This window comes from Nonomuraea sp. NPDC003804 (assembly GCF_040610675.1).
In the GTDB taxonomy this organism is placed as follows: Bacteria; Actinomycetota; Actinomycetes; order Streptosporangiales; family Streptosporangiaceae; genus Nonomuraea.
This window is the reverse complement of record NZ_JBEXMT010000018.1, coordinates 141,524-166,286: the sequence shown is the minus strand read 5'-3', so window position 1 is coordinate 166,286 and position 24,763 is coordinate 141,524. Positions and strand designations below refer to the sequence as shown.

Sequence of the window (24,763 nt, the reverse complement as noted above, 5' to 3'; positions counted from 1 at the left end):
TCTCTAGCGTTCGCACCGGATCTTCTTAAAACGTTCTGCGCGAAGGGCGGACGTCCGGATGAAGCTCACCATCGCCGACCCCGGGCCGGTCAGCGCGCTGCCGATCCTGCGGCCCCCCGCCGTGGCCGTCACCGACTTCGGGCACCCGCCCTCGATGCTCCCGTACGGCAGGCGCGACTCCTACGGGCGGGACCCGGTCGAGCGGGAGGTGCCCGCCGTCACGCTGGAGAACGAGCGGCTGCGGGCGGTGTTCCTGCCCGGCCTCGGCGGGCGGTTGTGGTCGCTGGTCGACCTCGCCACCGGCCGGGAACTGCTGCACCGCAATCCCGTGATCCAACCGGCCAACCTCGCCCTGCGCGACGCGTGGTTCGCCGGCGGCGTGGAGTGGAACCTCGGCACGACCGGCCACTGGGCGTTGACCTGCGACCCGCTGCACGCGGCCTGGGTGGAGGCGCCGTACCCCGTGCTGCGGCTGTACGAGTACGAACGGCTGCGCGGCCTGGTCGTCCAGATCGACGCCGGCCTCCCGCCCGGCTCTCCCGCCCTGGTCGTGTCCGTCTCCGTCCGCAACCCGCGCCGGGAGACCGTACCCGTCTACTGGTGGTCCAACATCGCCGTCCCGCAGACGCCCGGCACCCGCGTCCTGGCCCCTGCCGCGCAGGCCGATCACTTCGGATACGCCCAGCGCCTGACCACCGTCGCCTACCCCGGCGACCCCGACGCCAGCTATCCCGGCACCTGGCGCGCGGCCGCCGACTACTTCTTCCACGTCACGTCGGACACCCCCTGGATAGCCGCCGTCGACGGCGAAGGCCACGGCCTGCTGCACACCTCCACCTCCCGGCTGAAGGGCCGCAAGCTGTTCGGCTGGGGCACCTCTCCCGGCGGCGCCCACTGGCAGCGCTGGCTGTCCGGCCCGCACGCTCCCTACCTGGAGATCCAGGCCGGCCTGGCGCGGACCCAGCTGCAGCACCTGCCCATCCCCGGCGGCACCACCTGGACCTGGACCGAGACCTACAGCCCCCTCACCCTCGCCGACCCCCACGCCCCCTACGACCAGGCCCGCGCGGCCGTCGAGGCGTCAGCCGGGACACTCGCCCGGACCCGGACCACCGCCCAGGGGCACGCGGGCGGCGCGTGGGCCGATCGTCCCGTCGCCGAGGCCGTCCACCGCGGATCCGGATGGGGGGCGCTGGAGCGCAGGGCCGGAGAACTGCCGGCATCGGCGGTCACGCCGTTCCCCGACGACACGCTCGGGGAGGAACAGGAGCCGTGGCTGACCCTCCTCGACGAGGGCCGGTTGCCGGGCGAGGCGGTGTGCGTGGTCGGACCGCGCTGGCTGAGCCTGCTGCGCGCGGCGGCGGACTGGCACGGCCTCTACCATCTGGGCCTCAACCTGTGGGCCACGGGTGACCGGGCCGCGGCCACGGACGCCTGGGGCAGGGCGCTGGCCGAGCGGCGCCATCCGCTGGTCCTGCGGGCGCTCGCCGAATCCCGCCGCATCGACGGCGACGACGTGGCCGCGGCCGTCCTTCTCCTGGAAGCGCACACGCTGGCGCCCGCCGTACGCCCGCTCACCGTCGAGGCCCTGTCCGCCCTGATCGCCGCCGGCCGCCCGGCCGACGCCCTGACGCTCGTCGACGGCCTGGCCCCCGGCGACCGCGCCCACGGCCGCATCCGCCTGCTGGAGGCCCAGGCCGGCCTGGCCGCGGGCGACCGGGACAGGACCGGCCGCATCCTGGAGGAGGGCCTGGTCGTGCCCGACCTGCGCGAGGGCGAGGACGCCCTGGACGACCTGTGGTCCACCTATCACGGCGGTGACCGCGACCTCCCGGCGGAATACGACTTCCGCATGAGCTAGCGGCGCAGCCGTTGTCCGCGACCCGGCCGCGTCGTGGGAGCGGGGCACTACCGGATGGTCCGGCTCCTGGCCCCAGGAAGGAGACGACGATCGTCCACGGTGGGGAGGAACGGGCGATGGGCGGCTCCTAGCGTGAGCTTCGATCGTTCGAACCAAGGAGTCGTCGTTGCTCTCGCTCTTCCTCGCGGCGGGCCCTGTCGCCCCACCAGGCGGACCCGCCTGGCATCCCTCCCGCAACGTCGTCCCACGGTCGGTCCCGCCGCCGTCCGGGCCGGCCGCGATCTCCACAGCGGTGGCGCGCACCCGGGCGAGACGGCCGGAGGTGGACACCCGGTGATCCGGGAACGGACAAGCGTCCTCGTCGTCGCGGTGTCGGCCGCCGTCGCGGCACTGCTGGCCACCCTGGTCGTACCTGCCCGCCCGCACCTCGGCCCGCAGACAACGGGTGATCCGGCGCTGGCAGGAGCGGTACGGCACGCGGCACTGCCGTCGGCCGGCCACGTCGGACTGGCCGTGGCTCGCATCGAGAACGGCTCCGTCAAGACCGCGGGACTGGGCACCGACCGCCTGCGAGACGGGAAGCCCGTGACCTCGCGCACCCTGTTCGAGTTCGGGTCGGTCATCAAGACCATGACCGCCATGATCCTCGCCGACATGGTGGACAGGGGCGAGGTCCGCCCGCGGACCACCCTCGCCGAGGTCGTTCCGGCCCTGCGCGGCACCGCGGTGGCGGCGACATCGCTGGAGGAACTGGCCGGCCAGCGCTCCGGCGTTCCGAGCATTCCCGCCTCGTTCGGCATCTCGTCGGTGATAGCCGGCGAGACCGGCGGCAACCCCTACCGCGGGCAGCGCACCGCCGACGTGGTCGACGACGCTGCGCGCACGGTCCCCGTGGGCAGGGGCGAGATCGCCTACTCCAACCACGGCTTCGCCCTCCTCGGCCATGCACTCGCCGCGCGGGCGGGAACCACCTACGAAGCGTTGCTGCGCGAGCGTCTCCTCGATCCGCTGGGCATGCGGGACACGGTCCTGATCAGCGACAGCGCGCGCCTGCCCGAGCAGCGGGCGCACGGCTACCTCACCTCCGGCCTGGAGGCGGACCCCTGGCCCAGTGAGGGGTACGCGCCCACCGGCGCGGGCGGCTGGAGCACGGCCGAGGACTTGGCCCGCTACCTGGCGGCCACCATCGCGGGCGACGCGCCGGGGGCGTCCGCGACCGAGCCGCGCTGGCAGATCGCCGACGATGACCTCATCGGCTACGGCTGGCGCACCACCGGCGCCATCACCTGGCACGACGGCAGCACGGGCGGCTTCTCCAGCTACGTCGGCCTCGACCGGCGCAGCGGGCGCGGCGTGGTCGTCCTGGGCAACTCGTCCGCCTCGGTGGCCTACATCGGTGAGGCACTGCTCGGCGTCCGGACGCCGGCTCACGCCGACCCGCTCACCGGCGGGCTTCCGCTGATCGCCATCACGGTTCTGGGTCTGCTCGCCGTCGCCCGCACCGCGGAGGTGGCCGTTCGCCGCGGGAAGCGCCCCATGCTGCCGCTCCCCGACCGGCTCAAGCTGATCTCGATGACCTGGCGCGGGCTGGTGCTGCTCGCGATCACCTGGATGCTGGGCGCCTGGGCCGTCGTGTGGCCGGGGCTGTGGGTCCTGGCGGCGGTGTCGCTCGCCGCCGGAGCGGCCGTGGGGCTGGTGAGGGCGCCGCGGCTGCCCCTGGCCAGGACACCGCGACTGCGCTGGGTGACCACGGCGGCCTCGCTGCTGCTGTGGGCCTGCGCCGCCTCGGCCGTACTCGTGACGTGGACGGCACGCTAGCGTCGGTCAGGAGGGCAGGGCATCGGCGGTGGGCACCACCACGCCGAACAGGTCACCGATCGTGGTCAGGGCGGCGGCGTGCAGGGTGGCGGCGGGCAGCGGCGCGCCGCCGGGGCCGGAAAGCGGGCGGGTGGCGCAGGCGTCGGCGACGACGGTGGGACGGTAGCCCAGGTTGAACGCTCCCTGCGCGGTGAAGGTGACGCACATGTGAGTCATGAAGCCCGCCAGGATCAGGTCGGGTCCGGCGTTCAGGTCGGTCAGGACCTGGTGCAGGCCGGTCTGGTGGAAGGCGTCAGGGAACGTCTTGACCACCACCGGTTCGCCGTCGCGCGGCGCGACCTGTGGGCTGATGGCGCCGATCTCGGCCCGGATGTCGTAGGGAGTGCCGGGACCGCCGTCGTTGACGACGTGGACGACGCGGGATCCGGCGGCGCGGGCGCGCTCCAGCAGGCGGGCGCCGGCCGCAAGAGCCCGATCGGCGGCGGGCAGGGCCATGACGCCGGTGGAGTAGGCGTTCTGGTAGTCGATCAGGACGAGGGTCGCGTCGGCCAGGCACGCCGGGTCGGTGGGCAGGCCGATGACCTGACGGAGGGTGGGGGAGGCGGTGCTGCTCATGGCGGGGTTTCCTTTCGGGGTTCGGGCAGGCTCACGCCGCCGTCGGGCGCGCGGTGAACGGGTCGGGGTGAACGGGATGAACGGGGGTCAGGCCACCGTGTGGAAACGGCGGCGGTAGGAGCCGGGGCCGGTGCCCAGGCGGCGCCGGAACGCGCGGTGCAGGGTCTCCACCGAGCCGAGGCCGCTGCCGGCCGCGACCTGCGGCAACGGCAGGTCGGTGGTCTCCAGCAGCCGTCGCGCCACCTCCACGCGGGCGGACTCGATGTAGGCGGCGGGGGTGGTGCCGGTCTTCTGCCGGAACACGCGGGTGAACTGGCGTTGGCTCAGCCCCATCCGTGCCGCCAGTTCCGTCGTGGTGAGCTCCTCGGCGAGGTGCTCGCCGATCCACAGGCGCAGGTCGTCGATGTCGCGGCGGCCGGAGGCGGCGTAGGCCATGGGCACGCTGAACTGGCTTTGACCGCCCTGGCGTTTGAGGTACATGACCAGTTCGCGAGCCACCGCCAGAGCCGTCTCCTCGCCATGGTCCTCGGCCACCAGCGCGAGTGTCAGGTCCAGGCAGGCGCTGATGCCGGCGCCCGTCCACACCCGGCCGCTGGACCGTACGAAGATCGGGTCGGGGTCGACGGTGACGTCCGGGTGGTCGGCGGCCAGTTGCGCGGCGGTGGACCAGTGGGTGGTGGCGGTCAGGCCGTCCAGCAGCCCCGCCGCGGCCAGGACGTGCGCGCCGACGCACACCGAGGCCACGCGGCGGGTGGAGGGAGCGATCCGCCGCACCCATGCCACCACCTCGGCGTCCGTCAGGGCGCGCGGCCCGTCAGGGGTGACGTCCACGGCGCCCGGGACCAGCAGGGTGTCCACCTCGTCGCCGACCTCGTCGAACCTCAGGTCCGCGACCAGTCGCACCCCGGCGGCCGTGGTGACCTGGCCGCCCTGGGGCCCGGCGAGCCGCACGTCGTACAGGGCGCGGCCACCGATCCGGTTGGCCAGGGCGAACACCTCGGCCGGGCCGGTGACGTCGAGCAGGTCGACGTTCGGGAAGAGCGCGATGACGACGCGGTGCGCGGTGGACATGAGCAGATTGTTACCGGCCCCTCCGAGTGGCCGCAACGACAGTTATCTGTCACATACGGACATCGCCGCAGCTCGTCGCTCGCGTCCCGCGCAGCGGCGGGAAGCGGCCGGGGAACGAGGCCGCTACCTGTCTGGGCGATGCCGATGATCGGCCGCGCAGTCGATGGCATCAGGTACTCCTCATCGGCCTGGCCGGGCCCCCGCCGGGCCGACCTCCTGGGGGCGGGCGGGCCCGTCCGATCCGGCCGGGTATTGGAGAAGCGGGACCAGGCCCCTGGACCAGGCCGACATGACAAGTGCGAGGACCCGCCAGGACTCCTCGGCCTCGTCGCCGCGGATGGACAGGGCGGCGTTGCCGTGCAGGACGTCCAGCAGCAGCCGGCCGTAGGCAGGCAGATCGGGGGCCTCCAGCTGCGCGGTGAGAGTGAGCGGGGCAAGGGCATGGCCGCCGGGACCGACGCCGGTCAGCGCGAGGGTCATGCTCTCCGGCTCCAGCCCGAAGCGCAGCACGTGGGGCGCGTGCTCACTGTCGCCGAAGGGCAGATGTGGTGCGGGCCGGAACCGTACCGCGACCTCTTTGCGGTCCTGTTCGAGCGCTTTGCCGGTGCGGAGCCGGAAGACCGTGCCGGACCAGCGTCAGAAAGGGTGCCCACGATCTCGCGGCGTACGGCCCCTGATCGGTGCCGCCGCCCCTCCTTAAGTCGATGATTTCCGGACTTCGGTCGCCGATCGGGGCATGCGCCGGACAACGCGCCTCGGTTGGCGGTATCTACAGATGACGTGAAAGCCGGTAAAGACCCCGAGGCCACCGTCGTCGCCGATTCCGCCCTGATCGTGATGCTGGTCTGCGTCGCCGGTGGCGCCGTCCTGGGCTGGGTGGTGAAGCTGCTCGCGCGATGGCTGGTGTCCCTGCCCTGGGCGCCGTTCCAAGGCCCGGCCAAGCTGCTCAACTCGTTCCCGGAACCGGGGCTCACCGTCGGCGTCGTCGCCGTGGGCGCCCTGGCGGGCCTGCTGCTGGGCCTCACCGCCCTGCACGAATCCCTGACGGTCACCGTCTCCGACACCCAGGTGACGCTCTCCACCAGGGACGAGACCCAAGTGGTCGAGCGGGGCGAGATCGCCCTGGCGTTCAAGGACGGCAAGCAATTCGTCCTGCTCGGCCACCACGGCGGGGAGGCCGCGAGGGAAGAGACCGACCTGAGCGCGAAACGCCTGGCCAGGGCCTTCACCAAGCACGGGTACGGCTGGGCGGACGCGGACCCGCACGACGACGCCTACCGGCTCTGGGTGCCCGGCGCCTCCGGCCTCCCCGACGGGGCGAACGCCGTCCTCGCCGCCCGCGCCAAGGCGCTGAAGGCGGACAAGGGCGGCGACGCCCGGGAGATGCGCAAGGAACTGGCCAGATTCGGTGTCGTCGTGCGAGACAGGGACAAACGACAGTATTGGCGCATGTGATCTCCGACCGGTGGGCGGCACCGGGGTCGCGAAACTCCCAGGGCGCCGGGCGCGGTTGTGCGGGTGCTGAGGCCGGTGGGCCGATTGCGGAAAGGACCTTTCCGCAGTGCCGTCTAGCTTGGGCTTCATGACGCACGACGTGACCGACATCCGGCCCTTCCGCATCGAGATCCCGCAGGGCGACCTGGACGACCTGCGCGACCGGCTGGCCCGCACCCGCTGGCCCAGCCGTCTGCCGGGCGCCGAGTGGAGCCGCGGGGTGCCCGTGCCGTATCTCAAGGACCTGGTGGAGTACTGGGCGGGGGAGTACGACTGGCGCGCCCAGGAAGCGAAGCTGAACCGGTTCCCGCAGTTCACCACCGAGATCGACGGGCAGACCGTGCACTTCTTCCACGTCCGGTCCGCTGACCCTGACGCGCTCCCGCTGATCATCACGCACAGCTGGCCGAACTCGATCGCCGAGTTCACGAACCTCCTCGGCCCGCTGTCGGAGACCTTCCACGTGGTGGCCCCCTCGCTGCCCGGGTTCGGGTTCTCCCCGTTCCCCGAGCCCGCGGACGAGCGGCCCTGGAGCATCGAGCGGGTCGCCCGCACGTGGGCGGAGCTGATGAGCAGGCTGGGCTACGAGCGCTACGGCGTCCACGGCAACGACGCGGGCGCGCTGGTTTCGCCGCAGCTCGGCGCGCTGGCCCCGGAGCGGGTGGTCGGGGTGCACATCACCGGCGGCGTCGGCATGCCGACCGGCGACCCGGCCGAACTCGAGGGGCTGTCGGAGCAGGAGCGGGCCAGCGTGGAATGGCTGGCCGGCATGCTGAGTGGCGCGGGAGGAAGCGGCTACGCGCCTTACCTGGCCGCGCGGCCGCAGACGCTCAGCTTCGGCTGGGCGGACTCGCCGGTCGCCCAGCTGGCCTACCTGGTGGAGAGGTTCAAGGAGTTCGACGGCTGGCCCGACGGGGCGGCGCCGAAGGAGCCCGTCGACCGCGACCTGGTGCTCACCAACGCGAGCCTGTACTGGCTGACGGGCACCGGCGGGTCGTCGTCGTGGACCTACTACGAGGGCGCGGCGGGCATGCCGATCGACCAGAACGTGGTGCCGACGGGCGTCTCCCATGGCGGCCCGTCGGCCTTCCGCCGGATCGCCGAGCGCGGGAACGACATCGTGCACTGGGAGGACCACGAGCACCCCAGTCACATGCTGGCGATGGCGGCCCCCGATCCGCTGGTGGCCGACATCCGGACGTTCTTCGCGGGTCTCAGCCAGCCCATGGCCTAGCCCGGCCGCGATGGCCGTCCGGCACCTCCGCCGGGCCATGACGCTCACCGCCTCGCTGGACGGCTCGTGGCGGGCAACGCCAGGAAGGCGCCGGCCGTACGGCTGGACAGCCCATGGCGGACAACGCCAGGAAATCGCCGGCCGTACGGCCGGCCGACCTCCGGGTGCCCATTGACGCAACCAGTCGATTGCTATAGTGTCGCAACTGTTCGGTTGCTACTTGTGGGAGGGTCTCATGGGTTTTCCTGATCGCATCGAGCGGACCCTGGAGGTCGCTCACCCGCCGAGCAAGGTCTGGGCGGCGCTCACCACGGCCGAGGGTCTCGGCTCCTGGTTCGGCGACGAGGCGACGATCGACCTGAGTCCGGGCGGGCCAGCCCAGCTGAGGTGGGCCGGCGGAGCCACGGTCGACCTGCGCGTGGAACGGGTGGAGGAGCCGACGGTCTTCGGCTTCACCTGGCACATCCACGGGCTGCCCGAGGACGATCCGCGCCGTACCTATGTCGAGTTCACGCTCGAACCGGTCGGCGCGGGCACGCGGCTGACGGTGGTCGAGACCGGTTTCGCCCAGCTGCCCGAGGACGCCTACCGCAAGGCGTACGACTCCAACACCCACGGGTGGGCGAGCGAGCTGGGTGAGCTTGTCGAATACCTCGATGCCGCCTGACGTCGAGGCGGTCGCCGAACAGGTCTTCATCGCCCTGGCCGACCCGAGCCGGCGCGCCATCCTGGCCGCGCTGGCCTCAGGAGGGCCGGCCACGGCCACCGACCTGGCAGATCGGCTGCCGATCACGCGGCAGGCGATCGCCAAGCACCTGGCCCTGCTGGCCGAGGTGGGCCTGGTCACGGCCGAGCCAGGGGAGCGGCGCCGGGTGCGCTACCGGCTTCGCTCCGCGCCGATGCAGGTGGCCCAGCAGTTCCTGGCCGCGCTGGCGCGCGACTGGGACAGCCCGCTGGAGGCGTTGAAGGACCACCTCGACCGGGACGCCGGCGGGCCCGCCACAACCCCATCCCGCGAAAGGGGACATCAGGCCTGATCACGGGCTCCGCGTGACGGAGGCCGTTCCCTGGGAAGGGTTTCCCTGGCTCGGCTTCTCCGTCGACAGCAGCCCGCAGGGCTTGATCACCACCGGCGCGGGCGGCCCGAGAGCCGCGACCGCCCGCGCCTGCCCGCCGAAGAGGCGGCGGCCCGTCAGGGGCCGTGACAGCGGCTCGCGTGCTCGGCCCGTGAGAGTGGGCCCGAACCAGAAGGAGGAGAGCACGATGAAGACCCCACCGATCGTCACGCCGCAGGAGTGGGAGGCAGCGCGACAGCAGCTGCTCGTGAAGGAGAAGGAGATGACCCGCGCCCGGGACGCGCTGGCCGCGGAGCGGCGGCGGATGCCGTGGCTGGCGGTGGAGAAGGAGTACACCTTCGAAGGGCCCGGGGGCAGGGCGAGCCTGCTCGACCTGTTCGAGGGCCGTCGCCAGCTGATCGTCTACCGCGCCTTCTTCGAGCCCGGCGTGTTCGGCTGGCCCGACCACGCCTGCCGCGGCTGCTCCCTGGTGGCCGACCAGGTCGCCCACCTCGCGCACCTGAACGCCCGCGACACCACGCTCGTCTTCGCCTCGCGCGCGCCGCAGCAGGACATCGAGCGGGTGAAGGCGCGGATGGGCTGGACGATGCCCTGGTACACCATGACCGACGCGTTCGACGCCGACTTCGGCGTGGACGAATGGCATGGCACGAACGCGTTCATCCGCGACGGCGACGGCGTGTTCCGTACCTACTTCATCAACAACCGCGGGGACGAGGCGCTGGGCAGCACCTGGAGCTACCTCGACATGACCGCGCTCGGACGGCAGGAGGAGTGGGAGGACTCACCCGAGGGCTACCCGCAGAGCCGGCCGTACGAGTGGTGGAACTGGCACGACGAGTACGACGACGCCGGGCCGGCGCAGGGATGGCTGGACAAGATCGCCGCGGCCACCGGCACCGGCGACGACGGCAAGGACGACCCCGGCTCCACCAGCCCCGGCTTCACCGACTCCACCGACTCCCGGCCCAGCGCCGCGAAGGGCGAGGGCACGACGGGATCGAGCGGGTCGGCGGGGTGCTGCTGTCCGGGATGAGCGGCCAGGGCGGGGCGGCGATGTCCCGCTGTCGTCGACCGCTCCGGCGCCGTGGCCGATGCCGAAGAGACCGTGTCGGCGCAGGGGCTACGCCCGGCCGCGCGTCGACCGCCGGCGTGCAGCGACATGACGGTGCGGCCGCCGAAGCCCGCCTTCCGCGGCACCTGTGACGACCTGTTACGTTACGTCTCCTGTGACCGGGTCGGCGGAGGGCTGCCCATGAGGAGACAACACGCGCGCATCCCGTTACCGGACGGCAGCTCGCTGGCCGCGACGGTGGCACTGCCGGAGGGGCCGGCACCGGCGGCCGGATGGCCGGGGGCGGTGGTCGTGCACGAGGCCTACGGCGTCGAACCGGACATGCTGGATGTCGTGGACCTGTTCGCCGCCCATGGGTACGCGGCCGTCCTGCCGGATCTGTACAGCCACGGGAGCAGGATCGGGTGCCTGACCCGGGCCATGCACCAGCTCGCGACCGGCAGGCCGGGCCGGCCGGCCGCCGACATCGACGCGACCCGGCAATGGCTGGCCGGCCACGACGGCGTCGACGGCGACCGGCTCGGTGTGATCGGGTTCTGCATGGGCGGCGGGTTCGCCCTCGCGTATGCGGCGAGCGCGCCGCCCGGCGTGCGTGCCGTGTCGGTGAACTACGGCGTGGTTCCCCGCGACCAGGAACAGCTGCGGTCGGTGTGTCCCGTCGTGGGCTCCTACGGTGGCCGTGACCTGGGCTTCCGGGCGCAGGGCGCGCGGCTGCAGGAGCACATGCGGGCGCTCGGCATCGAGCACGACGTCGAGATCTATCCGAGCGCCGGTCACTCGTTCATGACCGACGGCCATCACCCGGTCGCGAAACTGGCGGCCTTCCCGCTGCGTCACGGCCTCGTCCGCGCGGCGGCCGACGACGCGTGGCAGCGCACCTTCGCCTTCTTCGACACCTACGTCGCCGACCACCGGTAGGACCGGCCGGCCGTACCGAGCGGACAGGCCGGTCCTGCCCGCTCGGTCCTGACGAAGCCGGGTCCTAGCCTCTGACCTGCACCTCGGCCAGGGACAGCGGGTTGGACGGCGAGGCGAGCTGGATCCTGACGTACCTGCCTCTGGTGCCCTCGGGCAGCTTGATCTTGCTCGGCGACCCGGCCTGGGCGCTGACGTGCACGGCGGTCACGCCGGGCGCGGTGCGGGCCTGGTCCAGGTCGTCGGTGGTGAACGGCTGGTCGGAGGCCATCACCCAGAAGTCCTTCAGCCGGTCGGCGCAGCAGTCGAGCCGGTTCCAGATGTCCACGCTGTCGAGCGCGGCCGAGGCGCCGAGATCGACCTGCCACCAGGCCTGCTTCTCCGGCTCGGCGGTGTGCGTCGTCGTTCCGGCGCCCCAGTTGCCGTCGGTGTCGCCGTCGACGGCCCGGGAGGCCGGGGCGTCGTAGCCGGTGCTCTTCTGCGTGGCCGGTTTGCCGAGCGAGAGGTTGGGCCGGTTGACCGTCAGGGGCAGGGTGGTGGTGGTCTCCAAGCGTCCGGTGCGCTGGCGCAGCTCAAGCGGGTACTCCCCGGGAGGGGTTCCCGCCGGGGCGCGCACGCTGATCGGCACGGTCACGCTTTCGCCGGGGCCGAGCGGGCGCACGCCGGTCGCCCCGAGCGTGGCCGTCCAGCTCTGAGGCGCGGTGAGGGAGAGCGCGGTGGCAGGGGCGTGCCGCTTGCCGGGGTTGGTGACCGTGAGTTCACCGGTGATCGTCTGATCGGCGGCGATCTCCTTGGCCAGGCTGGAGGAGGTACGCAGCAGGCTGCGCACGCCCGGCGTCTCGATCTTGAAGACGTAGGCGTGCTTCCCGGTCTGCTCCGGCGTGTCCACCACGAGGCGGCCCCGCTCGTCGCGGCTCCACGACAGGGGCGCGCCGGAGCCGAGCATGGTGATGCGGGTGCTGTGGTTCACCGGCAGGTCGGCGCCCAGTGTGAGCTGCTCGCCCGGCCAGGTCAGCGCCGTGGCGTACAGGGTGCCGTCCTTCACCGTGTAGCGGACGTCGTCGGGGCCGCCCTTCTCCTCGGCCCGGTTCCAGTACGTGGTGCCGTAGATCGCCTCGCCGTTGGCCTTGAGCCAGGCCCCGATGTCCAGCAGCCGCTGCCGCTGGATCTCGGGGATCGTGCCGTCGGCCTTCGGGCCGATGTCGAGTAGCAGGTTGCCGTTCTTGCTGACGATGTCCACGAGCGAGTCCACGAGCTGGTCGGAGGTCAGGTGGTCCTCCTCCGGCTCGTTCTGGTTGTAGCCGTAGGAGTGCGCGATGCCGCGGCTGGACTCCCACTTGACCGGGTCGATGTCCGGTTTGACGGTGTACTCAGGGGTCTGGAAGTCCAGCTCGGGGCTGTCGAGGTTGCCGCTCTGGATCTTGCACCGGTTGGCGACCGCGACTTCCTTGCCGCTCTTGACCGCCTTGTTGTAGTAGTCGGCCAGCACCACCGCGGTGTTCCAGTAGGAGGCCGGCTTCTCCCACTGGCCGTCGCACCAGAGGATGTCCGGGTCGTATCCGTCGATGAGCTCACGCATCTGCGGGAGCATGTAGTCCTTGACGTAGTCGACCCCGCTCGGCGCTCCGGCGTAGGGAATCGCCGCGCCCGTGTAGGGGTTGGTCGCCGGCCGTCCGGTGTAGGCGGGGTTGTACCACTCGTAGAGCGAGTAGTAGAAGCCGGCCTTCAGCTTGGCCTCGTCCTTGCGCGCCGCGTCGAACAGTTCCTTGGCCAGATCGCGGCCCGGCCCGAGGTCGACGCTGTCACGCCCGCTGACCTTGCTGTCCCACAGGGCCATGCCCTCGTGGTGCTTGGAGGTGAGGACGAAGTACTTGGCGCCGGCGTCCTTGAACAGCTTGATCCAGTCGGCCGCGTCGAACTTCTCCGCCTTCCACTGCCGCAGGAAGGTGTCGTAGTCGAAGCCCTGGCCGTAGGTGGCCTTGTGGTGGGCGTTCGTCGCGCTCCCGCGCGCGTTCATGTAGTTCCAGTACCACTCGGCGTAGCTGCCGCGCGGTCCCCACGCGGGCACCGAGTAGGCGCCCCAGTGGATGAAGATGCCGAACTTGTCGTCATTGAACCATCGGGGCACCGGGTGGCTGTTCAGTGACTCCACCGTGGGCTCGTACGCGGGCGGCGTGTCGGCGGCGACCGGCTGCGTGACGCACATAGGTCCGATGAGAAGGAGGCTGATTGCAGGAGCTAAGCGGAGATTTCGCCTCATGTGGGGGGCTCCAGACGTTGATTGATCGGATGAAAAGTAACCTCCGTGTCATCGCCTTCACAAGAGGGTCAGATCAAAACGAGAGTCGTCCCACGACGGGAGGCCCCGGTGCATGACGGCGAGCCCTGGCGGTCATTGCTCGCGCCACGCGGGCGCCGCGAGCGGGCCGACCGCCCTCACCCCACCGAGAGCTCCGGCGGCCAACGCCGTCTTCCCCGCGGCCACGCAGGGTGACGACGACGCGCGGGCACCCGAGGCGGCGCCCGTTCAGGACGATCACACAGCGTGCCGTACACGAGGTCATGCCCGCGACCGGTCGGCTGCGGGCGGGCGTCTACTCCCTGCGTTCCAGGACCTCGCGCCTTGCAGGCGAGCGGGTCGTGCTCAGCGGCGGGCGCAGGCTCGCCCCGGGACGGATCAGCCATCAGGGCGCCACCCCGGTCGCCGACATCGGCAAGGGCCTCGCCCTCGACGAACTCTTCCTGGACGTCAAGCGGCCGGCGCCGGCTTGGTTCCCGAACGCCGATTCCAAAGTCGCGGTGCGGTCGCTTGGGCGCCGGAGCCGGTTACCGCCCTGGTGGTGGATGTGGTCGGGCTGATGGTCCTGCCGGAGGTGATGAGTTCGGGCGGTCTGCGGAGGGTGTCGATCGCCCACCGCGCCGGGACGTCATTTCGCGGTTGCATGAGTGCATCGCCGGGCCGCTTGACGATGATCGCCAGGGCGTATCCGATCGGTTGATCTGCGGCCCAGGCGATGAGGGCACGGAGGTCTCACGCGCCAGGTGAGCTTTCCAGGGGGCTCCCCGGTGCTGAGCAGCCGTCGCAGGACCGTGGCAGACGCCCTGCGTACACAGGCCCAAGATCGTGCTCGACCAGTCCCCCGCTGGTGGCCAGTTCATGACCACCAGCGGGGACACGCACCCGCCTTCGACAAGGATGAAAAGGGTTTGCTCACGAAAAACCTTTGGATCGACTCCACCTAAGGCTTTTTTTCCAGGCTTCGTTGACAAACATGACAACGTCACCGTCACTCGATATGGAGAACTTCTCCCAGCCGTCGAAGCTTTCGGTAAGGTGCGTATCCCACTTTTCGAGTGTGCTCGCGCCGACTATGGCAACGGACTCCTGCGGGGGTTCGCCGTCAAAACAATAGGTACCCCAGTTGGCAACAGCCGCAACCGTTCCCGCCTTGGCCTCCAATTCGATGCCCTGACACGGGTGTTCCTTCGTTCGATAAAGCAGGACGGGCCTGGTCCATCCGCCATCTGTCGGATCGAAGTGTTGCTCCATGAGACCCTTGTCAGTGGCATAGAACATCGCCACCCGCCGACCGTCAGCGAGCTCTGTCTGTGCGTTATAAGAGCTGGCATCTTGATCGCTCCAGTCGCTCTTCTGCAATTCGAAGGAGTAGGCCGAGCGCCTCGCACGAGGTGCGGTGATCGTGGGCTGAGGAGACATGCCTTCAGTCCTGGCGCCCGGGGACGTAGGGGAGCCGCTTGCGACGACGACGTCCCGCTGTCCGCAGCCCGCCGCGACAGCGATTACCGCAGCAACGCTCAAGGGGGCCATGCCTCTCATGAATTTATGCATTCCATCTCCATGCCCGCTGTGAGGCCACGCCTGTCTTGGACAACGGTTCGACAAGGCCATAAACCTACCGTCATTGGGCGCATAACATCATGCCCAAGCATGAGGGCACGGATGCCGCCGCCCTGGCCCTCCTGGCGCGGGCGTTGGCTCCGACCGCCGCTCGCCGCCTCTTCCAGCGGCACCTGTCACCCCCCCACGAGGCAGGATTCATATCCCAGGTTGCCTCTTGGGTGAGTAACGGCATCGCCGGGCTGTTCACCGCGGAGCCGCAGGGCGAGGTGCGTCCCGGCGGGCAGCAGGTCAACCTGCCCGGTAGCCGAGCGTCCGCTTTCCACCGCGGCGGCGAAACAGCCGCCGCCGGGCAAGCGCGTCAAGGACCCTCACCGGGATGGTCAACGCCCTGGTATGCCACCGTCGATGCGCCGATGCACGGCTACGACCGGAGAGGCCGTCGAACCAACATCGGCGACTACAACGACCGCGGTGCCGTCACGAACGCGCTCGCTTCGCTGGGCTGTTGCCGATGCTCCACGAACTGGCCGGCAGATGGCCTGCCCTTGCCTGTCAAATGGTTGACCGTGCCGGATTCCATTCATACCGTCCGATTCATGACCTCTGCTGCCGACGACCAGCGCGAGGCGATCCTGCAGATTGCGACCCGCATGTTCGCGGCTCTCGGATATGACGGGACTTCCCTTCAGCAGATAGCGGAGGCCGCCGGATTCGAGGTCGCCAAGGTGACCTCCCTGTTGGGGAGCAAGCGGGACCTCTACCTGACCATCATGGAACGTGCCCACGAGGCTGATCGCGCCGCGATCGAGGCGGTCATGGCCCGATTCACTCCGCTGTCCCCCGCCGACGCCCCCAAGATGATCCATGCGCTGGCCGACAGCTATCTGGACTTCTGCCAAACCAACCCGCAGATCCCCGCACTCTGGGCGCACCGCAGCCTCTTCGACGCCCAGGACGTCACCGACCTCGAGCGTCGCTACGTCTGGCCGCTGCACGCCCAGATCCACAAGAGCATCGAGCCCGCCCTCGAGGCAGGACACATCGACGACGCTCCCGACTTCAGATACGTCCTCTGGACGATGATCTGGTGCGTCGAAGGCTTCTGCTGCGGCGACGTACTCGACGACGAGGGCAACCGCCTCGGCCCCGATGATCGGAAAGCCTCCATCGACTTCCGCAGGTACCTCCACCTCCTGCTCGACCGTCTGCTCATCCCGCCGCCGAAACCGGTGTGACTCGGCGGCGGCTGCGTGACGAAGGTCGTACGGTCCGCCTGCCAGGTGGAGGCGGACCTGGTCGGAGGACGGGGTGATGTTGTCGGCTCGGCGCTCGAGGCGGTTCTTGGTGGGGTGTCATCGCGGTCCGTGAACCGCTTGGTGCTTGCTGGCCGGACCGGCGTGTCAGGCGAGCCGGAGGCCGGCCGGTCGGGTCATCGACGCGATCAGGGCCTGGACGAGGCGCGTGATCAGCGCCTCCACGAGCATGAAGGCGGCCTTGGCAAGCAGAGACGCCAAGAAATCAGACACTTGCTACCTCACATGGAGAAAGTCACTGTTATAGGCATATTCCGCTATAAATTTCCGTGTTCGGGTGTCGTTCGGATGACGGTCAGGTGAACTGTCCAGAACGTTTCCGCCCCAGGCTTTCGATCACCGTGGCCAGCAGCACCGCGAGCGCCGCGCAGCCGAGCCCGATGCCCCAGCCGAGCGGCCCGATCGGCCGGTTCCCGAAGAACTGGCTGAGGCCGGGGACCGAGACGATCACACCCAGCGCCGCCAGCGACGACACCGAGGCCAGCACCACCACCCGGTCCTTGCTGCCCAGCGCCAGCGTCTGCAGCAACTGGGCGCCGACCAGGGCCACCAGCCCGACCGTGTCCGCGCGGCCGCGGGTGCCGGTCATGCGGGCGAGGATCCAGGCCGCGGTCGCCGCCGCGGCCGTGGTGGCCGCGCGCAGGTAGATGTCCCGCGTCAGCGCGGCGCCGAGCGACGCCTCGGGCCCCTCCGCCAGCAGCGCCTCCGGACTGGCGGCGCCGGGCGGCCGGACGGCCACCGCCATCGCCGGCAGCATGTCGGTGAGCAGGTTGACCAGCAGCAACTGTCGGGCGTTCAGCGCGCTGCGCCTGGTGAGCAGGCTCGAGCCAAGCGTGAAAGCGATCTCTCCGATGTTGCCGCCGAGCAGGATGCCCAGCGCGTCGCGGACGGAGCCCCACATGGCCCTGCCCTCGACGATCGCGTCGATGATCGTCTCGATGCGGTCGTCGATCACGACGATGTCGGCGGCGGCCCTGGCGGCGGGAGTCGCACGGGGTCCGAGGGCGACACCGACGTCGGCGAGCCGGATGGCCGGCACGTCGTTGGCGCCGTCACCGGTGACGGCCACCACCCTTCCCGCTCGGCGCAGGCTGGTCACGATCCGCGCCTTGTGCTCGGGGGTGACCCGGGCGAAGACCGCCACGTCCGGCAGCGCCGCGCCCAGGGCCGCGTCGTCCAGGCCGTCGAGCTCGGGGCCGGTCAGGACGCGCCCGCCGTTCAGGGCGTTGATCTCGGCGGCGATCGCCTCGGCCGTGCTGGGATGGTCACCGGTGATCATGACCACGCGGACGCCCGCCCGCATCAGTCCTTCCACGCTGCGCTTGGCCGTCGGCCGCACGGGGTCGGCCAGACCGAGGAAACCCAGGAAGGAAAGGCGTTCGATGCGGGACTCGTCGAGGTCGGCGCGGCTGGAGGCCGGCCGTTCGGCGACCGCGAGCACGCGGTAGCCCTGCAGCGCGAGCCGGTCCACCTCCTTCTCCAGCGCCCGCCTGGCCGCCGGGTCCAACGGGACCCGCCGGCCCCCGCGGACGAGGTCGGCGCAGCGGGTGAGCACGACCTCGGGAGCGCCTTTGACGCTCAGCAGATGACCGGACTCCGACAGGCCGAGGACCGCGTGGTAGCCGCGCCCCGGTTCGAAGGGCAGCTCGTCGACCCGCTCCCAGCGCGCCAGCCCGTTCCGCGCGGTGACCCCAAGCCGGGCGGCCCCCTCCACCACGGCCCGGTCCGTGGGATGGGGAATGGCCCGCCCGCCGCCGAACCGCGGTCCCGCGCGCAGCGCCGCGGCGACGATCTCCCGCAGCGCCGGTGTCGCCGCCTCCAGCGCCTCCTCGGACCACCCGTTCGACACCCTGCGCAGGCTGATGTGCCCCTCGGTCAGGGTTCCCGTCTTGTCGAAGCAGAGCACGTCGACCCGGCCCAGCGCCTCGATCGTCGACGGGTTGCGGACGAGCGTGTTGCGCGCCGACAGCCGCTTGGCCGAGGCGAGCTCGGCCACGGTGGCGACGAACGGCAGCCCCTCGGGGACCGCGGCCACCATCATGCTCACCGCGGGCGCCACCGCCTGCGCCAGGCGCGAGCCGCGAACCATCTCGACGACCATCAGGACCACCCCGGAGCCGACCGCGGCGGGCAGGATCCTGCTGCTCAGCTCGCGAAGCCGCAGCTCCACCCCGCTGTCCGGCGGCCGCTCGCGGGCCATTCTGGCGGTCCTGCCCGCCTCGGTCGCCTCGTCGGTGGCCACGACCACGGCGAGGCCATGGCCGGCCGCGACGGTCGTCCCCTGGTACACCATCGAGGCGCGGTCCGCGACGGCGCGCGCCGCGGTCGGCGCCGCCGTCTTGGCGACGAGCTGCGATTCGCCGGTGAGGACCGACTCGTCCAGCTCGAGGCCGGTCTCCTGGATGAGCCTGCAGTCGGCGGGTACGGCGTCGCCGGCCCGCAGCTCGATCACGTCCCCCGGCACCAGGTCGTCGGCGACGCCCGTCAGGCCGCCGCCGGGCCGGCGCAGCCGTACCCGCACGGCGGTGGCCTCGGTGAGGCGGCGCAGCGCCCGGTCGGCGCCCTGGCGCTGGGCGCCGCCGATGAGCGCGTCGACGACCATCACGCCGCCGATGAGCACGCTGTCCAGCGCCGAGCCGACGACGGCCGACAGGCCGGCGCCCGCGGCCAGGACCGGAGTCAGCGGGTTGGCCAGCTCGTGCAGCGACGCGCCCACCAGGGACGTCGGGCCGGCCGCCTGCCGTCGCGGCGCCTTCCGGCGGCGCCGGGCCGCCTCCGCCTCGGTCAGGCCGCCGGGCGAGGTGCGCAGCCGGGCCAGCACGTCGCGCACCGCCATGGCGTGCCAGGGCGTGTGGTCGGCCTGGATCGGCGGCAGCCGGCGCTCCACGTGACGTCCCGCCCACTCCCCGACGACCAGCGCGGCCAGGGAGGTGCAGTCGCGCACCAGGTGGGCCTGCCGGACGGCGACCGGCTGCGGCACCAGGAACGCCAGTCCCGCCCCCGCGACGGCTCCCGCGGCGGCCACCCGCACGCTTCGCGTGCTCGCCTTCCTGGCGTACGGCAGGCACTGGAGCAGCAGGTGCACCCCGTCGAGCTCGCCGATCACGTCCGCGTCCCAGGGGACCCGCCGCAGCCGTCCGAGCACCCCGATGCCCAGGTCGGCCTGGCTCAGGCCGCGGCGCGCGCGCTGGGACACCACGGCCACTGCGTGCCCCTCGAGCTGGAGCGCGCGGACCGAGGCGGCCAGCCGGGACCCGCCGGCGACGGTCCGTTCCACACCGAGCCGGCGGGCGAAGCCCGTGTCCCCGCCGGCCAGGACCACCTCGCAGACGCCGTCCGGCGCCGCGACCACGGCTTCGGCCAGCGGGTGCAACTCCCTGGCCAGGCCGACCATGGCCCGCGGGACCTCACGCTCGGCCACCACGACGGCCCGGATCCCCTGCTCGCGCCACTCGGCCAGGCGGGCGGGCCCGACGGCCGCCGCGACCGGCCCCTCCGCCTCCTCGTACGGCACGGCGGTCCACCCGTCGTGCTCGCACCTGGCCGCGGGATCGGTCAGGTCGAGCAGGGTGTAGAGCCTGGCGTGCAGGTCGTCCGTGTCCACGTCCTGGGCGAGCGGGACGACGCCGTCGACCGTCCAGGCGCCGGAGGCGAGCACGTCGGCGTCCAGGACGACCATGTCGATGCGATCCATGCGGTGCAGCGCGTGGCGATCCAGCACGATCGTGTCGCGTCCCGCCAGGGCACGCAGGGTGGCGCTGGTGAAGGCGTCCCTGCCGAGGCGCGCGGCCTTGGGCGCCCCGGTGATGAGCACGGACAGTCCCCGCTGGTGGTCCTGGCTGATGGCCGTGGTCACGCCGTGCGCCACCACCGAGGCCGCGCTGGCCGCGTCGGCGTAGCGCTCGACGGGCCCGTGGGGGAGCGGAACCGGGCGGGCGGTCGCCGCTGTCCTGAGATGGCGGTAGGCGCCCTGCTCGGCGGCGAACCCCTCCTCGCGCAGCGCCCAGGCCCGAAGCCCGGCCCGCGCGTCGACGTAGCGGCCCGCCGCGGCGACGGCGTCGACCAGCAGCGACATGGGCCGCCCGGCCAGCGTCTGGGAGACGACCCTGGTCGCGGTCAGCACCGTGTCGACGGCGTGCTTGCCGAGGCGTTGCTCCAGCTCGTGGCGGATCCGCGGGGTGTCCTCGGCCAGCGCCAGGAAGGGCGGCACCGCCGCGTGCAGCCTCGGCAGGCGCGCGGCCTGGCCGGCCAGCGCCACTCCGGCCCCGACGAGGTGCAGGCCGAGGCTGACCGCGGCGCGGGCCTGCTGTTCGACGCCGTCGAGCACGCGGGTGGCCGCCGGCCCCTCCTCCGCGCTGTCGTCAGTGCTCTCGTCCGCGCTGCCGTCCGCGCTGCCGTCCACGCTGTCGTCCGCCGTCTTGTCCGCGGTCGTGCCGGGGGTCCGCCCGTCCGTGTCGAGCTCTTCCACCAGCGCCAGGAGTTTGTCCATGTCGACCGTGGTGATGTCACACCCGACGAACACGCAGCCGAGCGCCCCGTTCACCTCGGCGCGCCCGGCGCCCGCCGCGCGCAGCCGCTCCTCGAGGGCGCGCGCGAACCGCTCGCTTCCCGGCCCGCCGACGCGCCGCAACTCGATGCGGACCCCGCCCGCGCACGGCTGTACCCGGCGAGGTCGTGGAATGAAGCCGCGCACCGGTTCGGGGACCAGGTCGAGCAGCGTGTCAACCGAGGGCAGGCCGAGCCATGCCATACACCCTCCCGGCAACGGTTCGTCGAGCCGCGAGAGCGCGCGGCTCGCTGGGATCACGGGGCAACGGAGCTCACCCCGGGTGTGCGCGAGCGGGGAGTGCCGGGATGACGACCATCGTTCCTCCTCCCCCTCCCCGGCGCGGGGCCGGGGGCGAGCACACACCGTGATGCTCCACATCTCCCTTTCGCTTACATATCTACCCATTCCAGTCATAGGTGACGTACAGCTCGTTTGGTTGCTTCAAGCCGTCTCCAGGAGCTCCTTTCGCCTCCTGGGCGGCCTGCGCAGGTCCGGCCCGTGGTCCTTGTGCCGGCCTGCCGGTGAGCGGGTGGCCAACCGTGGCGCGCCGCGCGCCGTATGGGCGAGCGGGTGACGGGTAGGCGCCGTCGCATGGCTCGAATCGCTTCGGAAACACTGATCGAGAGGCTGGCCGAGTGGGGCGTCGACACCGTCTTCGGCCTGCCGGGCGACGGCATCAACGGGCTGATGGAGGGGCTGCGGCGGCACCAGGACAAGGTGCGCTTCGTCCTCGTCCACCATGAGGAGGCCGCCGCGTTCATGGCCGCCGGGTACGCCAAGGCCACCGGCAGGATCGGCGTGTGCCTGGCCACCTCGGGCCCCGGCGGGCTGCACCTGCTCAACGGCCTCTACGACGCCAAGCTCGACCACGCGCCCGTGCTGGCCATCACCGGCATGCAGGAGACGACCGTGCTGGGCACCGGCTACCAGCAGGAGGTCCACCTCGACAAGGCGTTCGGCGACGTCGCCGAGTACAACATGGTCATCTACCACCCGGCGCAGCTGCCGGCCCTGGTGGACATCGCCGTCAGGACCGCCTACGCCAGGCGGGGGGTGGCCCACCTGTCGGTTCCCAACGACATCCAGGTCGCCGACGCCGCCGCCGATCCGTGGAAGCACGTCGGCCCCGTACGCCCACCCAGGACCGCGCCGTGTTACCTGCCCGCCCCCGGCGTCCCGAGGCAGGAGGACCTGGAGCGGGCCGCGCAGGTGCTCAACGCGGCCGAGCGCCCTGCCCTGCTGGTGGGAGCCGGCGCGCTGCACGCCAGGCAGGAGGTGCTGGCCGTCGCCGAGACGCTGGCGGCGCCGGTGATCAAGACGCTCGTCGGCAAGGCGGTCGTCCCGGACGACTCCCCGTACACCACCGGCGGGCTCGGCCTGCTGGGCACCCGGCCGAGCGAGGAACTGGTGGAGGACGTGGACGTGCTGTTCATGATCGGCACGAACTTCCCGTACACCAAGCACCTCCCCGAGCCCGGCACGGCCAGGTTCGTGCAACTGGAGGTCGATCCCGCCCGCGCGGGCACCAGGGTGCCCACGGACGTGCCCCTGGTCGGTGACGCCAAGGAAGGCCTCAGCGCGCTGCTGCCGCTCCTGGAGCGGCGCACCGACCTCCGTCACCTGGTGAAGTACCAGGAGAAGATGGACAAGTGGCGCCGCGAACTGCGCGCGCTGGAGAACCCGGAGCGCGACCCGATCGCGCCGCAGTACCTGGTGTCCGTCCTCGACGAGCTGGCCGCCGACGACGCGATCCTCGCCTGCGACAGCGGCACCGTCGCCACGTGGGCCGCCCGGCACTGGACGATCCGCGGCGACCGGCGGTTCTACCTGTCCGGCAACCTCGCCACGATGGCGCCCGGCCTGCCGTACGCCCTCGCCATGCAGCACGCCTTCCCCGGCCGCCAGGTGATCGCGTACGTGGGGGACGGCGGCTTCGCCATGCTCATGGCCGAGTTCCTCACCGCCGCCCAGCACGGGCTGCCGGTCAAGGTGGTGATCAACAACAACAACGCGCTGGGCCAGATCCTGTGGGAGCAGATGGTGCTCGGCTATCCCGAGCACGGCGTGCGCTACGCCGAGCCCTGGGCCGACTACTCCTCCTGGGCGACGGCCTGCCACGGGTTCGGCGCCAAGGTCACCAGGCCGGGCGACCTGCGCGGCGCCGTCGAGCGGGCCCTCGCCCATGACGGTCCCGCGCTGGTCGACGTCGACGTCGATCCGAACGAGCCGCCCATGCCGGGCAAGGTGAGCTACCAGCAGGCCGTGAAGTTCGCCCAGGCGTTCGTCAAGGGCCAGCCGCATCGTGCGGCCATCGCCACCACGCTGTTCAAGGACCGCATCCAGAAGCTGGGCGACTGAGCCCGCTCGCCCCCCTGACCGCTGGGAGGCTGCCGCACGCGAAGGGGAGGGTCGGCTGCCCGATTCGGGTACCGGGATACGGGTTTCTCCCCTCGCCGGTCGTGCCGCCCGCGTCGCATGCTCGCCCGTGGACATGTCGTGCCAGGCATGCCGTACGCGCATCCAGCGGAGAACCGGGGGCGAACCATGTCGTACCGTCAGCGGAAACGGCCACCAGCGCGCACGCGGGACGGCGCCGCGTGAAACCGACGTCCCGCACCGAGGTCCAGGGCCTCGCCGACGCGCTGACCCTGCGCGCCGGGTCGGCCGACGACGCGCCTGCCGCCTTCTGGATCCTGTCGTCCAGGCCCACCGCGGTGCCGATCGCCCGGCATCTCACCCGCGTCCGGCTGCAGCTGTGGCGGCTCCCGGAGCTGGTGGAGGCCGCCGAGCTCCTGGTCAGCGAGCTCGTGACCAACGCCGTACGGCACGCCGGCGGCCATGTCCGGCTCACCCTGACGGTCGACGACGGCCTCATGCGATGCGAGGTCGAGGACGGCGGGCCGCTTCTCCTTCCCGCTGAGGGCTGGTACGGGCGCGCCCTCCTCGATGCGCTGGCCTGCTGCTGGGGGACCGGCCGTACGGACTCGGGGGAGGTCGTCTGGTTCGAGATCCCCACCGCGGACCGGACCCGGACGGAACCGGTCCGGGGATGACCGTGGCGCGGGCAACGTCATGAATTGACCATAAATCCGGACATAAGGTATACAAATGGCAATACCCCTCCCCGGGGAGGGCCTCCTGCCTCAGCGTGCCTCCGAGTGGTCGCCGACCCCCTCCCGATCCTCGCGCTGAGCCTTCGTCCCGGGCCCTCCAGGAGGAGCCTCCCCGATTCCGCCCGCCTCCGCCATCCCACCGGAAAGTCGCGCCATGAGCCACGACAGCAGCAGCGCACACGCCGTCTTCGAGTTCGACCTCACCGCGGACGAGACCCGCCGGCGGGCCGCGGTCATGGCGGCGCTGGGAGCGAACTGGGATCCCCTGGCGGTGATGCGCGGGGAGGAGGAGGCGTACGCGCTCCTCTACTCGGGGCTCGACCGGCAGCAGCAGGAGACCTACGACATGCTCGTGGCCGCCGAGGTCCTCCCGCGGAAGGCGCCGGGCCGTGTTGCCGATTGACCCCCAGGCCGATCGGGGCCGCCGGGCATGGGTCTCCTGCCCCCGGTGCTTCGACGGCACCGACTGCGGGGACTGCCGCGGCGGACGCACCTGCGGGGTGCACTGGCGCTACCTGCTCGGCAACACCGGCAGCCGGCTGCACCTCCAGTGCCCCGGCTGCACGCACGTGTGGGATCACGAGACCCACTTCGGGGCGAGCGGCACCTCCTGACGGGCCGCCCCCGGCACTACCCCCACCCGCTACGTAGGTACCTACCTATGCCTTACGGGTACCCATACGGGGGTTTATCCCGTCTCGCTCGTGGCGCCGTGCGGTGCAGGCTGGTTCCAGACATGAGCTCAGCCGAACCCGAATGCCATGAGA

General features: G+C 71.6%; 19 protein-coding genes and 1 pseudogene. 14 read left to right on the top strand and 6 right to left on the bottom strand.

Annotated elements, in window-relative coordinates; all coding sequences use genetic code 11:
• The first annotated feature begins 58 nt into the window (after positions 1-58).
• Both ABZX22_RS24950 and ABZX22_RS24945 read left to right on the top strand, forming a co-directional pair.
• Entirely contained in the window at positions 59-1,861 is a 1,803-nt protein-coding gene (locus ABZX22_RS24950; RefSeq protein WP_354913152.1) for a DUF5107 domain-containing protein, read from the top strand.
• Between the two features lie 333 nt (positions 1,862-2,194).
• Positions 2,195-3,679 carry a serine hydrolase domain-containing protein gene (locus ABZX22_RS24945; protein WP_354913151.1) on the top strand — a complete coding sequence of 495 codons (1,485 nt, stop codon included), beginning with the start codon at positions 2,195-2,197 and terminating at the stop codon, positions 3,677-3,679.
• 6 nt (positions 3,680-3,685) lie between these two features.
• On the opposite strand, the gene ABZX22_RS24940 is transcribed toward ABZX22_RS24945, so the two are convergent.
• From ABZX22_RS24940 to ABZX22_RS24930, 3 genes and pseudogenes are all read right to left on the bottom strand, one after another.
• A complete protein-coding gene (locus ABZX22_RS24940) occupies positions 3,686-4,294 on the bottom strand; it encodes a cysteine hydrolase family protein (RefSeq protein WP_354913149.1) in 609 nt (202 codons plus the stop codon).
• Positions 4,295-4,381: 87 nt separating this feature from the next.
• Positions 4,382-5,365: a helix-turn-helix domain-containing protein gene (locus tag ABZX22_RS24935; protein WP_354913147.1), complete on the bottom strand. Its 984-nt coding sequence runs from the start codon at positions 5,363-5,365 to the stop codon at positions 4,382-4,384.
• A 180-nt stretch (positions 5,366-5,545) separates the two neighbouring features.
• Positions 5,546-5,989: pseudogene (locus tag ABZX22_RS24930) on the bottom strand (hypothetical protein); the annotation flags it as partial.
• Between the two features lie 156 nt (positions 5,990-6,145).
• Between ABZX22_RS24930 and ABZX22_RS24925 the strand changes: the two are divergent.
• The 6 genes from ABZX22_RS24925 to ABZX22_RS24900 all read left to right on the top strand — a co-directional run bounded on the left by ABZX22_RS24925 (position 6,146) and on the right by ABZX22_RS24900 (position 11,162).
• Entirely contained in the window at positions 6,146-6,820 is a 675-nt protein-coding gene (locus ABZX22_RS24925; RefSeq protein WP_354913145.1) for a hypothetical protein, read from the top strand.
• 127 nt (positions 6,821-6,947) lie between these two features.
• A complete protein-coding gene (locus tag ABZX22_RS24920) occupies positions 6,948-8,093 on the top strand; it encodes an epoxide hydrolase (RefSeq protein ID WP_354913143.1) in 1,146 nt (381 codons plus the stop codon).
• Between the two features lie 235 nt (positions 8,094-8,328).
• Positions 8,329-8,760, top strand: coding sequence for an SRPBCC domain-containing protein (locus ABZX22_RS24915; RefSeq protein ID WP_354913142.1), 432 nt, complete (start codon positions 8,329-8,331; stop codon positions 8,758-8,760).
• Positions 8,750-9,130, top strand: a complete 381-nt coding sequence (locus tag ABZX22_RS24910) for a metalloregulator ArsR/SmtB family transcription factor (protein ID WP_354913140.1) — start codon at positions 8,750-8,752, stop codon at positions 9,128-9,130. The genes ABZX22_RS24915 and ABZX22_RS24910 overlap by 11 nt, the downstream gene beginning before the upstream one ends.
• Before the next feature lie 226 nt (positions 9,131-9,356).
• The gene (locus tag ABZX22_RS24905) at positions 9,357-10,205 is read left to right on the top strand and encodes a DUF899 domain-containing protein (protein ID WP_354913139.1); all 849 of its coding nucleotides are present in this window, start codon (positions 9,357-9,359) and stop codon (positions 10,203-10,205) included.
• A 219-nt stretch (positions 10,206-10,424) separates the two neighbouring features.
• Positions 10,425-11,162: a dienelactone hydrolase family protein gene (locus tag ABZX22_RS24900; protein ID WP_354913137.1), complete on the top strand. Its 738-nt coding sequence runs from the start codon at positions 10,425-10,427 to the stop codon at positions 11,160-11,162.
• Between the two features lie 64 nt (positions 11,163-11,226).
• On the opposite strand, the gene ABZX22_RS24895 is transcribed toward ABZX22_RS24900, so the two are convergent.
• Complete coding sequence (locus ABZX22_RS24895) at positions 11,227-13,365, bottom strand: alpha-L-fucosidase (RefSeq protein WP_354913135.1); 2,139 nt, start codon at positions 13,363-13,365, stop codon at positions 11,227-11,229.
• A 356-nt stretch (positions 13,366-13,721) separates the two neighbouring features.
• Between ABZX22_RS24895 and ABZX22_RS24890 the strand changes: the two genes are divergently transcribed.
• Positions 13,722-14,018: a hypothetical protein gene (locus ABZX22_RS24890; RefSeq protein WP_354913133.1), complete on the top strand. Its 297-nt coding sequence runs from the start codon at positions 13,722-13,724 to the stop codon at positions 14,016-14,018.
• A gap of 352 nt (positions 14,019-14,370) precedes the next feature.
• On the opposite strand, the gene ABZX22_RS24885 is transcribed toward ABZX22_RS24890, so the two are convergent.
• A complete protein-coding gene (locus ABZX22_RS24885; protein ID WP_354913131.1) occupies positions 14,371-15,009 on the bottom strand; it encodes a hypothetical protein in 639 nt (212 codons plus the stop codon).
• Positions 15,010-15,239: 230 nt separating this feature from the next.
• Between ABZX22_RS24885 and ABZX22_RS24880 the strand changes: the two genes are divergently transcribed.
• Complete coding sequence (locus tag ABZX22_RS24880) at positions 15,240-16,256, top strand: TetR/AcrR family transcriptional regulator (RefSeq protein ID WP_354913129.1); 1,017 nt, start codon at positions 15,240-15,242, stop codon at positions 16,254-16,256.
• 373 nt (positions 16,257-16,629) lie between these two features.
• Here the strand turns inward: ABZX22_RS24880 and ABZX22_RS24875 are convergent, their stop codons facing one another.
• Positions 16,630-21,084, bottom strand: coding sequence for a cation-translocating P-type ATPase (locus tag ABZX22_RS24875; protein ID WP_354913126.1), 4,455 nt, complete (start codon positions 21,082-21,084; stop codon positions 16,630-16,632).
• Between the two features lie 390 nt (positions 21,085-21,474).
• On the opposite strand from ABZX22_RS24875, the gene ABZX22_RS24870 reads away from it, so the two are divergent.
• The 4 genes from ABZX22_RS24870 (at position 21,475) to ABZX22_RS24855 (ending at position 24,610) form a co-directional block, all read left to right on the top strand.
• Positions 21,475-23,241 carry a thiamine pyrophosphate-binding protein gene (locus ABZX22_RS24870; protein WP_354913125.1) on the top strand — a complete coding sequence of 589 codons (1,767 nt, stop codon included), beginning with the start codon at positions 21,475-21,477 and terminating at the stop codon, positions 23,239-23,241.
• A gap of 239 nt (positions 23,242-23,480) precedes the next feature.
• Complete coding sequence (locus ABZX22_RS24865) at positions 23,481-23,936, top strand: ATP-binding protein (RefSeq protein WP_354913124.1); 456 nt, start codon at positions 23,481-23,483, stop codon at positions 23,934-23,936.
• A 214-nt stretch (positions 23,937-24,150) separates the two neighbouring features.
• The gene (locus tag ABZX22_RS24860) at positions 24,151-24,399 is read left to right on the top strand and encodes a DUF6400 family protein (protein WP_354913122.1); all 249 of its coding nucleotides are present in this window, start codon (positions 24,151-24,153) and stop codon (positions 24,397-24,399) included.
• A complete protein-coding gene (locus ABZX22_RS24855; RefSeq protein ID WP_354913121.1) occupies positions 24,386-24,610 on the top strand; it encodes a hypothetical protein in 225 nt (74 codons plus the stop codon). Before ABZX22_RS24860 ends, ABZX22_RS24855 begins: the two co-directional genes overlap by 14 nt.
• The last annotated feature ends 153 nt before the right edge of the window (positions 24,611-24,763 follow it).